Below are 15,833 nucleotides of genomic sequence, written 5' to 3'. Positions count from 1 at the left end.
TTGACTAGCCCTACTTGGTAGCGGGGACCAGACTCGAACTGATGACCTTCGGGTTATGAGCCCGACGAGCTACCAACTGCTCCACCCCGCACTGTTTTTCTTAAATGCTCTGCAAAAGTAGAGGATTATATTTTACAAACCAAATTATATATAAGTATTCGTAGTTAACAAACTATAATACAGAAAAGTACATATTAATTAAACTTTTAATGCTACAGTTAACACACTGATTTTGTTGGCTCCAGCTTCTAATAATTCGTATCCTATAGCTTCAATTGTTGCTCCGGTAGTCAATACATCATCTACAATCAGTATATGTTTTTCACTTACTAAATGTTTTTCATTTACGCTAAATACATTTTGCATACTATTTAATCGTTCTTCTCTTGACTTCTTTGTCTGAGAAGTAGTGTATTTTATTCTTTTGACAAGATTTGGAGCATATTCTACTTTGGAAAAATCAGCCAAAGAAGAGCAGAAAATGTCTACTTGATTGTATCCTCTTTGTTTTAGTCTTTTTTTATGTAGTGGAACAGGTATTATTAAATCAATATCCTCAAAAAAGGAAGGTGTACATAAGGATTTATAGTAATCTACAACCCATTTTCCTATAGCTTGATTCTCCTTGTATTTCAATTCATGAATCAAGCTTCTAACTACAGAACTTGATTCATATAGAAAAAAAGACGCTCCTTTCGAAACAGACAATCTATGGTTAAATTTTTCTGTAATACTATTTTTATTACTATTTATCCAAGAATATTTATAATCAATAATTTTAAGATTACATTTAAAACAAATTTGTTCTTCACCTTCTTTTAGAGAACAATTACAATGCACACAAGTTTCCGGATATAGTGCATAAAATAGAGATTTAAGCAGTTTGTTAAGATTAATCATAAAAAATAGATTTAGTTTTGAATCGTCTCTCTAAATTAGCAATTAAATTAGGGTATTAAATATAATATTACCTTTTATCTTTAATCATCCTTAAATTTTATTTACCTGAAATCAGAATATATTGGAAAACGAAGAATTAGAATTATTGAAAATTGAGTGGACAAAACTGATGCATGTACTTACGGAAGTTTTAGGCAAGAAACCTTCCGATCTCAATAGTGTTCTCTTTATGATTGGAGTTCAAGAATTAGGGAAAGGACCAATCAATTTTTCGAAAGAAGAAAAACAAGATTTAATACATATAGCCACTTGTAAAGTTTTAAGCTATTCAGGTTATTATGAACTTGAAGGTGTTGATCATGAAGGTTGGCCTCATTGGAAATTATTGAAGAAAATACCTTCTATGGACCTTCTTGCTCAAGAACAGCTTATGAGATGGCACATTCTAGAATATTTTAAACACGAAACAGATCTACTTGACGAATAATGAAAATCATTTCTTACAACGTAAATGGCATTCGAGCTGCCTTAAAAAAAGAATTGGATCAATGGCTTAAAGAAGTCAATTCCGATATCGTTTGCTTACAAGAAGTTAAGGCAAATGAAGATCAAGTTGATCTTAGTATTTTTGAAGATTTAGGGTACAAATATGTGTATTGGCACTCAGCACAAAAAAAAGGTTACAGTGGTGTAGCAATTTTATCAAAAATCCCTGCAAAATCGACAAAAATAGGCATGGGAATTGATGTATACGACTATGAAGGAAGAACAATACTGTGTGAGTTCGAAAATTTTACTTTAATCAATACATATTTCCCTTCAGGTACATCTGGAGATGAAAGACAAAACTTCAAGTATAGCTTTTTAGATGATTATTTTAATTATATAGAAAGTTTAAAAGCAGAGTATAAAAACTTAATTGTTTGTGGTGATTTTAATATATGTCATAAAGCCATAGACATACATAATCCTGAAAGAAATAAAAACACATCTGGCTTCCAACCTGCTGAAAGAGCATGGTTGACAAAGTTTATTGATGAAGGTGGTTTTGTTGATGCTTTTAGAAAATTTGATAGTAGTCCTGGTAAATATAGTTGGTGGACATACAGAGCAGGAGCTCGAGGTAAAAATTTAGGTTGGCGTATTGATTATTTTATGGTGCAAAATGAATTTGCAGATCAATTGACCAATGCTCTTTTACATAATGAAGCTTATCATTCTGACCACTGTCCAGTTGAAATTGATTTTTAAAATAAAATTCATAAATAATTGGTCTTAAAATAGGTAATTGATCATTTTTTTGAATATTTTTAATCTTATGCATTTATTGTGCGATCTCTTTCAATTAAAAAGATTAAACCTAGTTATACAATTTGTGTAACTGTAACAAATAGAAAATTTCATTGCAGATGAAAAAGCTAATAGCTATTACATTCTCTTTATTGACTCTAGCAACCTTTACTGGATGTACTAAGAGTGATTCTGAAAATTCAACTGAAGAAAATACTTTAGTCCCTGCTAAAGGAAATAAGTATTACGGAGGAATATTTAAAGTGAATGAATCAGAGTATATCAAGAATTTATATCCATTGAGTATAATTGATATCTACTCCTATAGAATTGCTTCTCAGATATATGAAGGATTATTTAAGTTTGATCAAAAAACATTACAAGTAATCCCTAGTTTAGTCGAAAGTTATGCTAAATCTGATGATCAATTAGTTTATACTTTTAAACTGAAGGACAATGTTTATTTTCATAACGATGAATGTTTCGAAAATAATAAGGGGAAGAAATTAACAGCTCAAGATATATTTTACAGCTTCAACTTAGTTTGTACTTATAATAAGAATAATCAGTATGCTCACTTATTTACTGATATCGTTGAAGGTGCTACTGAGTATTATAATGCAACAAAAGAAAATCTATCTTATGTTAGAACGCCTCAAGGCATTGAAGGTGTAAAAGGTTTTAAGGTAATAGATGAGTTAACTTTCCAAGTAACGCTTATCAAACCTAATTCAATGTTCCTATATAATTTGGCTAGACCAGGTGCTTTTATTTTCCCTAAGGAAGCTAGAGAGTTGTATGGTGATGATATGCGTTCTAAATGTGTAGGAACTGGTCCTTTTAAATTAGCATCTTTGGATGAAGACATCAGCATTAATTTACATAAGAATGAAAACTATCATGGAACAGATGAACATGGTAACAAATTACCTTTCTTAGAAGCTATTGCTGTTTCATTCATTAAGGATAAGAAAATTGAATTCTTAGAATTTAAAAAAGGTGAGTTGGATATGATGTACAGAATTCCAACTGAAGATATTATTGATATTCTTACTGAATCTGATGAAAGTACAGAACACTACAAGTATCGCCTTCAAAGAATTCCTGAGATGTCTACACAATTCTTAGCATTGAATAATCAAAGTAAAGTTTTTAGTGATATCAATGTTAGAAAAGCATTCAATTATGCTATCGATAGACAAAGAATCTTAGAATATATTTTAAATGGAGAAGGTTATATGGAAGGATATCACGGTATCACTCCTCCGGTATTTAAAAATTATGATATTGAAAAAATAAAAGGATATTCATTAAATGTTGACTCAGCGAAATATTATTTAGCGAAAGCAGGTTATCCTAATGGTAAAGGATTCCCTAAAATTACGTTAGATCTTAATACAGAAGGTGAACAATATAGTAATGTCGCTTTAGAAGTGAAGAAGCAATTAAAAGATAAATTGAATATCAATATTGAATTGAAATTCTCTCCTTTTGCGCAAATCGCCGAAAAAAGTATAATGGGTAGATATGATTTCTTACGTTTAGCTTGGATTGCAGATTATCCAAGTCCAGAAAACTATCTATGGGCTTATTACTCTAAGACATTACCAGAAAATCCAAATGATAAGTCTTGGCCAAACCTAGTTCGTTACAAGAATTCAAAGTTTGATGTTGAATATGAAAAAGCTTTGGCTGCCGGAACTGAGGAAGAAGCGATGACTCACTTTATGAAAGCTGAGAAAATTTTAATGGCTGATGCACCATTTATTGTTCTTTGGTATGACGAAGGATATAGACTAATTCAACGATATGTAAAGGATTTTGACAATAATGCTATGCAATATCGTGATTTCAGTACCGTTTATTTTGACAAAACTAATTAATATTAAGTATATTACTTATAGATTATAATAAGACTGATTTCATTGTAAAATCAGTCTTATTTTTCAAAAAGTAAAAAGGTATACTAACACCTTGATTTTATCACCAATGACTTTATAACCCATATGTTCGACAGTAAAATACAAGCCTATAAACAAAAGCTCTATAGAAATGCTATACTTAAAGGTACAATTCTTACTATTGCTGCTGTTCTCGGTTTGCTTTTACTTTTCAGTGTTCTAGAATATCTAAATAATTTTGGTACTACCACTCGAGCAATTCTTTTTGGGTTATATATAAGTGTATTTGTTTATACGCTATTTGTATGGGTTCTAAAACCTGTTGCGAAATTAAATGGTATAAGTAATCAAATTTCAGATGAAAAAGCGGCAGAAGAAATTGGTAAGTTTTTTCCTGAAATATCTGATAAACTTTTAAACTCGATTCAACTACAGGCTGAAGCTCAAAAGAACAGTCTGATTAAAGCTACCTTAGAACAAAGGGACCAACAATTTTCTCCGATAAATTTTACAACTGCAATCTCTTACAAAGAGAATCTTACATATTGGTACAAGTACTTATTACCAGCTTTAATTATTTTTATTGGAATTCTAATCATTCGTCCACAAGTAATTACGGAGAGTACTCCTAAAATTGTACAGTTTGATAAAGAGTTTCTACCTGTAGCTCCTTTCTCTTTTGAATTACAATCTTCTAATCTAGATATTTTTAAAGGTGATGATTTCGAATTAAAGGTAGAATTAAAAGGAGATGCTATTCCTGCTGATGTTTATATCGAAACGAATAAAGGTTCTTTAATAAAATTAGAAGCAGCTCAACCAGGATATACTTTTGTTCATACATTTAAAAAACTTCAACATCCTATTCGTTTTAGATTTAAAGCAGCAGGCTATTATTCGAAAGAATTTAAAATGAATATGTTGACTAGACCTAGTTTATCTAAGTTTAGTGTTCAGGTAGAATTTCCTAGATATACCAATAAAACAAATGAAACAATTAATAATACTGGTAATCTATTAGTTCCTGAAGGTTCAAAAATAACATGGCTTTTTGATACAAAAACAGCTGATTCTATTCGACTATATTTTAAAGACCTTGTTATGAATCAAGATGCTGAAAATATAGATGATAATGTTTTTAAGTTTAATTACACTTCAAGTAACTCAACAGAATACAGTGTTACACTTTCAAATATTTATGGTACTAATAAAGACAGTATATCATATTATTTGAATGTAATCAAAGATCAGTATCCAAGTATTAGTATGAAACAATATCAAGATACTGTAATGTTTGATTACTTAGTATTTGGAGGTAACATTGGAGATGATTATGGTATAACACGCTTAAGAACTAGATACAGAATTAAAAGAAAGGAAGATAAAAAGGCACCTACTACTTTTGAAAAAATAGATATCCCTTTTAATAAAAAAGCAATTGATCAAAGTTTTTATTACAAATTAGAAACGAATCAATTTAACTTAAGCGAAGGTGATAAATTAGAGTACTTTGTTGAAGTTTATGATAATGATGGTGTAAATGGAAATAAAAGAAGTAAAACACCTTTGTACACATTCCAACTTCCTACATCAGAAGAGATCGAAAAAGATCTAGAGCAAACAAAAGCAGAAACAAAAAATCAATTAGAGGAAACTTTAGCAAAAGCAGATAAGTTAGATAGAGACCTTAAAAAGTTAGAAGAAAAACTAAAAGGTAAACGTCAACTTACTTGGCAGGATAAAAAGGATATTCAAAAATTGATTGAACAACGTAAGGCATTAGAGAATGAAATTAAAAACCTTCAATCGCAAAGCCAAGAGTTAAAAGATAAACAAGATAAATTTTCTGATCAGCAGGAAAACACTTCTCAAAAATCAGAACAACTTCAAAAAATTATTGATGATATCAATGATGAAGAAACAAAGAAATTATATGAAGAGCTATCTAAATTGATGGAGCAAAACCACATCAATCAAAACCTTCAAGAAAACCTAAAGAATATTGAGAAGCAACAAAAGAATCTTCGTAATGAGTTAGAAAGAACTATTAAATTGTTTAAGAAACTTCAGATGGAACAAAAAGCTAATGAAGTCGCCAATAAACTTGAAGATTTAGCAAAAGAACAACAAGAATTGGCAAAAGAAACAAAAGACTTAGAAAATAAAGAAGAGCAAGCTAAAACAGAAGAAGAGAAGAAAGAACAACAAAAAGAGAAAGATAAACTTGTTAAAAAGCAGGATGATATAAATAAAAAGTTCGATGATATAAAAAAAGAAATGGACCAACTCCGTAAAATGGATAAGGAAGAACAAACGAATCAAGACTTCGAACAGTTCACTCCAAATGAGAGATCTATTTCTAAAGAGCAACAAAATGCCTCTGAACAATTAAAGCAGAATCAGAAGAAACAAGCTCATCAATCTCAGAAAAAAGCTGCGAATAAAATGCAGCAAATGGCCAAGCAAATGCAACAAAGTATGCAGTCTGCTGAAATGGAACAAATCAGTGAAGATCATGATGCACTGAGACAGATTATGGAAAATCTGATAAAACTTTCCTTTGATCAGGAAAATCTAATGGAATCCTTTAAGGAGGTTAGAAGAATAGACCCTAAATTTGTGGAATTATCACAAACTCAACTTAAATTGAGAGATGATTCTAAATATATAGAAGATAGCTTAATTGCTTTATCTAAACGTGTCTTCCAAATTGAATCTTTTGTTACTCGAGAAGTAACAGATATGAATAAGTATATGGATGAAAGTTTAGATGCTATTAAAAGACGAGTTCCAGAGGTAGCAGCAAGTAAACAACAATTTTCTATGACCTCAATTAACAATTTAGCATTGTTATTGAACGATATTTTAGATAATATGCAACAGCAAATGTCTCAAAGTATGGCAGGGCAACAGATGAATCAAAAACAATCATCTTCTCAGCCAAGTCCAAGTCAGATGCAGCAGAATCTAAATCAACAGATGGAAAACTTAAAAAAGAGTGGGAAGTCTGGAAAAGAGTTATCCAAGGAACTTGCTAAACTTGCAGCTCAACAAGAAATGATCCGTAATGCTTTAAAACAAAGTATGGGAAAAGGAGAAGAGCAAATGCAAGGTAAGGAAAAAGGTGGGGAAAAAGATGGAGCTGGAGAAGGCGGAGATCCTTACAAAAAGATCCTTAAAGAGATGGAGCAAACCGAAGATGACTTAGTAAATAAAAAGCTTACAGATAAGCTAATACAAAGACAGAAAGAAATTTTAACTAGAATGCTTGAGTCTGAAAAGGCTAAAAAAGAAAAAGGGCAGGATGAAGAAAGGAAAGGTGAAACAGCTAAGAAACAAAAAGTTGTTCCGCCACCAGATAGTTTTGATGAATATTTAAAACAAAAGGAAACTCAAATAGAATTATTGAGAACAATCCCTACTTCACTTAATACCTACTACAAGCAGGAAGTGAATAAATACTTTGAAAAGATAAAAGATTGAAATGCCGAGTAGCACAATGAATAAGCCATTCAAATTAAAGATACCTTCGTTGGTTGAAAACGTTCGTATCGCAGAAAGTTTTATCGATCAAGCTCGTGATGAGTTTAACTTTGATGATGATATTTATGGTAACATTATGATCGCAGTAACTGAAGCTGTAAATAATGCCATCATTCACGGTAATAGTAATGATAAAGAAAAGAATGTTCATTTAGACTTAAATGTATCTGATAAAGAAATTTCATTTACAATTGAGGATGAAGGAAAAGGTTTTGATTACGATAGTTTACCAGATCCAACAGCTCCTGAAAATTTAGATAAGCCAGGTGGACGTGGAATTTTCTTAATTAAAAACCTTACTGATGAAGTAGAGTTTTCTAATGAAGGAAGAGCTATTACATTAAGATTTTACATTTAATGGAGAACATTACTTTCTTTAATGAAGACATTGATTTTACAATTCAAAATGATGAAGATGTAAAGACATGGATTCTTGATGTAATAAAAAAACATGACTTTGAATTAATTCAAGTCAACTATATTTTGTGTTCTGACGAATACCTACATAAAGTAAATGTTGAGTATTTAGATCATGACACATATACTGATATTATCACTTTTGATAATTCAGAATATGACAATGAAATAGAGTCTGATATATTTGTTAGTATTGATCGAATTAAAGACAATGCAAATAGTATTGGTACTTCTGAAACAGACGAACTACATAGAGTCCTTATTCATGGTATTCTTCATCTTTTAGGTTTTAAAGATAAATCTGAAGAAGATGCAAAGAACATGAGAAAACTTGAGGATGATTCTTTAGCAATGAGAAGTAAGAAACTTTTAAACTAAAGTTTATCTTAAGTAGATATTTTAAAGTTCCACGTGAAACATTTTAGAATTAGAAATCTATATGTTCCACGTGGAACTTTTTGATTATATACTTGATAAAGATTATTAATAAATATACAAAGTACTCATAATTACACAGTTTCATTTATTATCTTTGCGTGGTTCAAAATGAAAGCGATTCTAAATCATCGTTAACTGATGAACATTTCTATACTTATTACAGTTATAGATTTACACCTACTAATATTCTTTAGTAGTTTCCAAAAGAAGTATTTGTTCCACGTGGAACTTTAAAATAAAGGAGAAAAGAATGTATCCATCTTATGACGTTATTGTAATTGGCGGAGGACATGCCGGATGTGAAGCAGCAAATGCAGCTGCTAAACTAGGATCCAAAGTTTTGTTGATTACAATGAATATGCAAACCATTGCTCAGATGAGCTGTAATCCAGCTATGGGTGGTGTCGCTAAAGGACAGATAGTAAGAGAGATTGATGCCTTAGGCGGAATGTCAGGTATTATTACAGATAAGTCTATGATCCAATTCAGAATGTTGAATAGATCAAAAGGACCGGCTATGTGGAGCCCTAGAGCTCAAAGCGATAGAATGGTGTTTGCTCAAGAATGGAGAGATGCTTTAGAAGCAAATCTTAATGTAGATATCTGGCAAGAAATGGCTACAGAAATTGTCATGGAAGGCGATAAAATCACTGGAGTTAAAACAGGTTTAGGTGTAACTTTTAATACTAAATCAGTAGTATTAACGAACGGTACATTCTTGAATGGATTAATTCATATTGGTGAAAAACAATTTGGTGGAGGACGTAGTGGTGAACATGCTGCTAAAGGTTTGACTGAACAATTGGTATCATTAGGTTTTGAATCAGGAAGAATGAAAACTGGAACTCCTCCAAGAGTTGACGGTAGATCATTGAACTGGGAAGTAATGCAAGAACAAGCTGGTGATGATAATCCAGAAAAGTTCTCTTTCTCAAATGAGACTAAAACACTAACGAAACAAAGAAGTTGTTTCATCACATATACAAGTAATGAAGTACATGACATCTTAAAAACTGGCTTTGATAGATCACCAATGTTCAATGGTAGAATTCAAGGTTTAGGTCCAAGATATTGTCCTTCTATTGAAGATAAAATCAATCGTTTTGCAGAAAGAGATCGCCATCAAATCTTTGTAGAACCAGAAGGGTGGAATACTTGTGAAATGTATATCAATGGTTTCTCAACTTCATTACCTGAAGATGTGCAATACAAAGCACTTCGTAAAATTGCTGGTTTTGAAAATGCGAAGATGTTTAGACCAGGTTATGCCATCGAGTATGACTTCTTCCCTCCTACTCAACTTAAGCCTACCCTTGAAACTAAGCTTGTTGAAAACTTATATTTCGCAGGACAAATCAATGGTACCACAGGTTATGAAGAAGCTGCTTCTCAAGGTTTAATGGCAGGTATAAATGCACATAATAAGCTACAAGAAAAAGAGCCATTTATCTTAAAAAGATCGGAAGCATATATTGGTGTTCTTATTGATGATCTTATCAATAAAGGTACTGATGAACCATATCGAATGTTTACTTCTAGAGCAGAGTATAGAATCTTATTAAGACAAGATAATGCTGATTTAAGACTTACACATTTAGGTCATCAAATTGGTTTAGCTTCTGATGAAAGATTCGAAGCTGTTCAGAAGAAAAAAGAACAAATTGATAAAGCTATTGATGTTCTTAAAGAGACTAGTGTTAAAGTAAGTAATGCCAATCCTTACCTTGAAGAAAGAGGTTTACAAACGATGAATCATGGTTTGAAAGCTGATAAATTCTTGAAGAAAACAAAGGTTGATATGGCCTTAACTTTAGACAGTGCTCCTACTTTAAAAGAGGCTTTTGAGGGGTATGATGATAAAGCTTTAGAAGAAGTAGAGATTCTATTAAAGTATGAAACATATATTGAAAAAGAAGAAAAGATAGCTGAGAAATTAACCACTTTAGAAAACTATAAGATTCCTGAAGGTTTTGATTTTAGACAGATCGTAGCATTGTCAGCTGAGTCTAGAGAAAAGCTTTCTAAAGTTGCACCTCTTACGTTAGGTCAAGCATCTAGAATTTCTGGTGTAACACCTGCAGATGTTACAATTCTGATGGTTTATTTAGATAAGCAAAAAGCATAGATCCTAGATCTAAAAAAAAATAAATAAATTTTATAAAAGGCATATTTCTTTATAGAGATATGCCTTATTTTGTAACAGAAAAAATATGTCTTAGAAAGTCTATCATAATGAACTTAATTTTAAGAATTCTAATCTCTGTATATATACTCTTTACAGTTTACGCTTGTGCTGTTATCTCCTCCCCTACAGGTGGACCTAAAGATGAGATACCTCCAAGGTTTGGTGGTAGCATTCCATTTAATGGAGAGACAAATGTGGAAAGAGAAAAATTAAAAATCACTCTTTATTTTGATGAATATATTGAGGAAAATAAATTAAGACAGAACTTAATTATCACCCCTTATAGTCCTACATTCCAATACAAAGCTAGGTTTGCTAGAAACAAAGTTATTGTCAATGTCCTTGATACATTAAAAGAAGACATGACCTACTTCTTTGATTTTGCTAATTCAGTAGTTGATGTAACAGAAAAGAATCCAGCAAAAAATGTTCGATTCTCTTTCAGTACTGGAGACTATTTAGACTCGATTGAAGTTACAGGTCAAGTTAGAGATTTATTGACAGATGAACCTATTGAAGGAGCTATCATCGCGCTATACAATCCTTATGATTCTTTGGATGTAAATACAGACCCTCCAGTATATTTTTCAAAAACAGTTAAGAATGGTTTATTTATTCTTGAAAGATTTAAACCTGGCTACTATACGGTATATGCTATTGAAGATACTAATGAAGATTATAAATATACTTTGAGAGAAGAGAAAGTTGGCTTCTTTAAAGACTCTATTCTTATTGATAAAAACATAGATGATGTAAAATTATTTGTCAGAGATTATGATCTAGTTGAATTTAATTTTAAAGATATAAAAGTGATCGATAAGGAAGATCTTGTTGTAAAATTCAACAAGTTTGTGGTGGATTATAGAGTATATTTTCCTGATCAGACAACTTACACAGACAGTATCTTTGATATGTCTACCAAAGATGGAGAAGTAAAATTAATCTATACAGGAGAAAGAGATTTTGAGGATTCAATTAGAATTAAAGGTTATGCTATTGATTCTATTGATCAAAAAGTTGAGTTTGATACTTCATTAATTTTCCCTAGTAAAAAAGAAATCAGAGCCGAAGAAAGAAAAGAAAAGAATAAGAAAAATGGTGGTTTAATTGGTGGTGCTATTAAAACACTTGGTGATGCTGTAGGTGTTGAAGGTGAAGAAGAAGTTGAAATTGAAAGAATCGATTTTGATAAAAAATTACCCATAGATAATGATATTGTTCCAGAAGATAGTGTGGAGTTAGTAATACAATTCCCACTTCCTATGAAAGAGTATCATATGGATAGTATGTATTATATATATAATGAAGACACAACAAGATTAGATAGTTTATTAATTGATAAAAAATTAAGTTTCAATTTTAATAATACTGAACTTACTTTCCCTCAGTTCTATGCAGACTCTGCTTTTAGTATAATGTTTACTGATAATGCATTCGTATCTGTAAAAGAAGATTCTACTGAATCTAAAACAATTAGTTTTACAATAAAGCAATTAGATAAATATGGAATAGTAGAAGGACAAGTAATTGGAAGTCACAATAGTTTTATTGTACAGCTTGTTGATACAAAAGGAAACGTAGTAAAAGAAGTACAGAATGAAAGGTTATTCTCTTTTGATTACGTAAAACCTGGAACTTATAAGATCAGAGTTTTAATTGATAAAAATAATGATGGTATTTGGTTCCCTGGTGATTTCAAAAAAAGATTACCTCCTGAACCAACAGCCTTCTTCCCTAAAGAAATAAAAGTAGAAGCAAACTGGGAAATTCGTAGAGAAGACACTGTCATTAATACTGATAAAAAATAATATCGAATAAATTTAAAATATTAAAGGCTTACAGAAATGTAAGTCTTTTTTAATGTATAATAATTTATTTAGACATTTTAGAATTGATAAAAAATAATATTTTATCCCTCCTAATTATGAATCTTATAACAATGGATACATATGGATTAAGTTATAGTCTAGCCTATTATAATTTTTAATTACTATAACTTCAATTTGGGGAAATATAGAAAATACAACTATATATTGTTGAATAGATAATGACACTCATCTTCTAACTAATCAATTATGGGATATCAAAAGCAATTAATTTTTCCTTTGTATTAATAGAACGTGTGAATAAGTTGGTAGTAGAATTAGGTACTTTATACATAATTTCATGATTTATTCAGAAAACAATAGAAAATACTGTGAATAACATTTTATACTCATTTTATGTCCACATTTTAAGTATCAAAATATGATTACATACTATCAAAAAGTGGCTTTAAGTATATAAAAACGCTGTTTTTTACGTAACTATCTATTAATCAATGTTATGTGAAATAAAAGGATATTTTGTTTATTATTCAGCATTATCAACACCTTATTCACGATTTTGTGAATAAAATAGTGAGTTATCAACAGTTTTATCAACAATCATATACTATTAGATACTATTCACTCTATTATACACATATATTAAGAGCGTATTCAAACTAAATCAACCTATTAATACACTGATAATCGGTCTATTATAAAATATAGTGGATCTTTTATTAACATATACACATTATATCAATTCACATCGTGTTTATTTTTAGATCTAATATTAGATGATAAAGTTCAAAAATGAAGACCTTTAAATGAGATTAAATAACTGAATGAATTATAGAAAAGTATAAGAAAATGGTGTGTTGATAATTCTTTGATTTGCGCTTGATATTTTAGGCGCAAAAATGATTGATAAATAAACAAAGTATGTATATTAATAGTAAAGTAGATAGTTATTCACTGAACTTATCCTATTTGGTTAAAAAATTGTACATAAACGATATTTAATAAGAAGTTATCCACATTATTCACACTATAAATATACATTTTTGTGATTAGTGAGTAAAATGTTGAATAAGCGTTGATAATATCCACAGTAATTCACAAAAGCTAGTTATTCACGCTATTCACAGGGGTGTTTATAAGCTCCTGTGATTAAATATGGCGCTTTTACACACACAAATTAACTGAATAAGTAAAGGTATTAATAACTGTAAAAAGTGTTGAAAAGCGCTTAAAATCGTTGTTTTTAGGTATATTAGAGGAGGTATTGTATATTAATAAGATTGTGTATAAGTAATCAAAGTCTGTTAGTATTCTGAGTTATCAACTTATAAACAGCCCTAATAATAATAAAAAAGAATTTTAAATTTTTATTTTTTTATAATCTATTAAAGAGTGAAATGTTGAAAACCGCATTTGGTCAAAAAAAGACGCATCTCTATTTCTTCCTATGTTTCATTATCTCTCAAATCAGTTTAGCTCAAAATAAAACAGAAGAGAAATTAAACTTAGCCCAGGAATATTATAAAACGGAAGAATATGATAAAGCCCTTGAATTATACAGGGACTTGGTTAAGAACAAAGACTTGATTGTTCAAATCCATGAAAACTATCTCAACATTCTTTTAAAAAAGGAAGAATTAAAGGAGGCAGATAAGTACCTCCGTAAAATAACAAAGAGTAATCCTAAAAATTCGATATACAATGTGGATTACGCAAGAGTAAAGTTGATTGAAAAAGATACACTCTATGGGGATAAGATAATGGACACGTATATCAAGGGAGTTGCTAATAATACAACTAAGTTGAGGTATGCAGCTCTCTACTGTATAGATCTCGGTTTATACACCTATGCGGAGAATTGCTATAGAACTGGTGAGAAGAACCAAGGAGAGACTTTTTACTATGAATTGGCAGATCTATATTCTAATTGGGGAAAATATGATCTGATGATAGATGAGTACATGCAGCTGTTGTTAGTGAAGCCTGATCAATTGGAATATGTTGAAATGGCACTACAGGATCGATTAACAACAGAAGAGACTTTTGAGCTTATAGAACCTCAGTTACTCACAATGGTGCAGAAGAACGCGAATATGACGGTCTTTAACGAATTGATAGTTTGGTACTACTTACAGCAGAAAAAGTTCTATGCCGCTTTTATACAGGCTCGTGCACTTGATAAACGTCTTCGCTTAGAAGGTTATAAGATCTTGGAAATTGGACGTTTAGCCAAAAACAATCAGGATTATAAGAATGCCTCTAAGATTTTCCAATATCTAGTCGATCGTTATAAAGATTATGCAGTCTATCCGATGTCTCGAAAACTGTTGATAGAAACAAAGGAGGAAATTGTGAAAAGTACCTACCCTATTGACAAAGAACAAATCAATTCTCTTGTGAAAGATTACCAACAGATCATTGATGAAATTGGTTTAAATGGACAAACTGGAGATGCATTAAGAAATATGGCTTTGTTACAAGCTTTCTATTTAGATGAAAAAGACAAAGCTATTGAAGAATTAAAAGAACTAATCAACAATAGATCAATTCCTAAGTCTTTAGTTTCACAAGCTAAACTTGATTTAGGGGATATCTATTTGCTACAAGATAATCCTTGGGAAGCTTCTCTACTTTATTCGCAAGTTGCTAATGCTAATCGTGAAATGACCATTGGGCATATGGCTAAATTGAAGAATGCGAAGCTATATTACTATACAGGTGATTTTAGATTGGCTCAATCCCAATTGGATATCTTGAAATTAGCGACATCTAGAACGATCAGTAATGATGCTATGGCACTTTCGATGTTGATCAGTGATAATCTTAACTTGGATACGACTTCTTTAGCAATGGAAGAATATGCAAAGATGGATTTGTTAGTATTTCAAGGAAAATACCTCGAAGCAATCGAAGGTTACGAACAAATGTTAGTACAGTTCAAAGGACATCGTTTATCTGACGAAATTCTTTGGGAAAAAGCACATTTGTTGATAAAATTGGGAAAATATGATGAAGCGGTCGAACCGTTAAAAGAAATTGTTGAATTCTATGGTTATGATATCCTTGCAGATGATTCTTATTATCTTCTAGGAACAATTTATCAAGATCATCTTAATGATAAAGAAACAGCCATGAATTATTACAAAGATATTCTGATTAAGTTCAAAGGATCCAGTTATGAAGTAGATGCGCGTAAGCGATTTAGAACACTTCGTGGTGATAATGTGAACAAATCATAGATTTCAAAAAATAATAAGTTTAGATTATCTACATGAATATATTTTTGAAAATCAGATATATATATGTAAATTTGTTTTGTATACAAAAAATAAA

The 15,833-nt window shown here is 30.7% G+C and carries 10 protein-coding genes and 1 tRNA gene; 9 read left to right on the top strand and 2 right to left on the bottom strand.

What is annotated here, in order from left to right:
* Window positions 1-15: 15 nt before the first annotated feature.
* Window positions 16-91, bottom strand: a tRNA-Met gene (locus ACXAHM_RS10915).
* Between the two features lie 107 nt (window positions 92-198).
* Window positions 199-900, bottom strand: a complete 702-nt coding sequence (locus ACXAHM_RS10910) for a ComF family protein (protein ID WP_474960476.1) — start codon at window positions 898-900, stop codon at window positions 199-201.
* Between the two features lie 121 nt (window positions 901-1,021).
* Between ACXAHM_RS10910 and ACXAHM_RS10905 the strand changes: the two genes are divergently transcribed.
* The 9 genes from ACXAHM_RS10905 to ACXAHM_RS10865 all read left to right on the top strand — a co-directional run bounded on the left by ACXAHM_RS10905 (window position 1,022) and on the right by ACXAHM_RS10865 (window position 15,739).
* Window positions 1,022-1,387, top strand: coding sequence for a hypothetical protein (locus ACXAHM_RS10905; protein WP_474960475.1), 366 nt, complete (start codon window positions 1,022-1,024; stop codon window positions 1,385-1,387).
* Window positions 1,387-2,151, top strand: coding sequence for an exodeoxyribonuclease III (locus ACXAHM_RS10900; protein WP_474960474.1), 765 nt, complete (start codon window positions 1,387-1,389; stop codon window positions 2,149-2,151). Before ACXAHM_RS10905 ends, ACXAHM_RS10900 begins: the two co-directional genes overlap by 1 nt.
* Window positions 2,152-2,309: 158 nt before the next feature.
* Complete coding sequence (locus tag ACXAHM_RS10895) at window positions 2,310-4,073, top strand: ABC transporter substrate-binding protein (RefSeq protein ID WP_474960473.1); 1,764 nt, start codon at window positions 2,310-2,312, stop codon at window positions 4,071-4,073.
* Between the two features lie 123 nt (window positions 4,074-4,196).
* A complete protein-coding gene (locus tag ACXAHM_RS10890) occupies window positions 4,197-7,574 on the top strand; it encodes a DUF4175 family protein (protein ID WP_474960472.1) in 3,378 nt (1,125 codons plus the stop codon).
* 16 nt (window positions 7,575-7,590) lie between these two features.
* Window positions 7,591-7,992, top strand: coding sequence for an ATP-binding protein (locus ACXAHM_RS10885; RefSeq protein WP_474960471.1), 402 nt, complete (start codon window positions 7,591-7,593; stop codon window positions 7,990-7,992).
* The gene (gene ybeY, locus ACXAHM_RS10880) at window positions 7,992-8,429 is read left to right on the top strand and encodes an rRNA maturation RNase YbeY (RefSeq protein WP_474960470.1); all 438 of its coding nucleotides are present in this window, start codon (window positions 7,992-7,994) and stop codon (window positions 8,427-8,429) included. The genes ACXAHM_RS10885 and ybeY overlap by 1 nt, the downstream gene beginning before the upstream one ends.
* Window positions 8,430-8,739: 310 nt before the next feature.
* Window positions 8,740-10,614 carry a tRNA uridine-5-carboxymethylaminomethyl(34) synthesis enzyme MnmG gene (mnmG, locus tag ACXAHM_RS10875; RefSeq protein WP_474960469.1) on the top strand — a complete coding sequence of 625 codons (1,875 nt, stop codon included), beginning with the start codon at window positions 8,740-8,742 and terminating at the stop codon, window positions 10,612-10,614.
* A gap of 107 nt (window positions 10,615-10,721) precedes the next feature.
* On the top strand, window positions 10,722-12,482 hold the full coding sequence (locus ACXAHM_RS10870; RefSeq protein WP_474960468.1) for an Ig-like domain-containing domain: 1,761 nt from the start codon (window positions 10,722-10,724) through the stop codon (window positions 12,480-12,482).
* A gap of 1,415 nt (window positions 12,483-13,897) precedes the next feature.
* On the top strand, window positions 13,898-15,739 hold the full coding sequence (locus ACXAHM_RS10865; RefSeq protein ID WP_474960467.1) for a tetratricopeptide repeat protein: 1,842 nt from the start codon (window positions 13,898-13,900) through the stop codon (window positions 15,737-15,739).
* Window positions 15,740-15,833 lie beyond the last annotated feature (94 nt).

This window comes from Flammeovirga sp. AWQ4_249 (assembly GCF_056161045.1).
This window is presented reverse-complemented; position numbering and strand designations above follow the sequence as displayed.

Bases quoted from the DNA above. Each gene is read 5' to 3' on its own strand.
- ybeY (WP_474960470.1), top strand. From the start codon at position 7,992: ATGGAGAACATTACTTTCTTTAATGAAGACATTGATTTTACAATTCAA.
- ACXAHM_RS10910 (WP_474960476.1), bottom strand. From the start codon at position 900: ATGATTAATCTTAACAAACTGCTTAAATCTCTATTTTATGCACTATAT.
- ACXAHM_RS10865 (WP_474960467.1), top strand. From the start codon at position 13,898: ATGTTGAAAACCGCATTTGGTCAAAAAAAGACGCATCTCTATTTCTTC.
- ACXAHM_RS10885 (WP_474960471.1), top strand. From the start codon at position 7,591: ATGAATAAGCCATTCAAATTAAAGATACCTTCGTTGGTTGAAAACGTT.
- ACXAHM_RS10890 (WP_474960472.1), top strand. From the start codon at position 4,197: ATGTTCGACAGTAAAATACAAGCCTATAAACAAAAGCTCTATAGAAAT.
- ACXAHM_RS10900 (WP_474960474.1), top strand. From the start codon at position 1,387: ATGAAAATCATTTCTTACAACGTAAATGGCATTCGAGCTGCCTTAAAA.
- ACXAHM_RS10895 (WP_474960473.1), top strand. From the start codon at position 2,310: ATGAAAAAGCTAATAGCTATTACATTCTCTTTATTGACTCTAGCAACC.
- mnmG (WP_474960469.1), top strand. From the start codon at position 8,740: ATGTATCCATCTTATGACGTTATTGTAATTGGCGGAGGACATGCCGGA.
- ACXAHM_RS10870 (WP_474960468.1), top strand. From the start codon at position 10,722: ATGAACTTAATTTTAAGAATTCTAATCTCTGTATATATACTCTTTACA.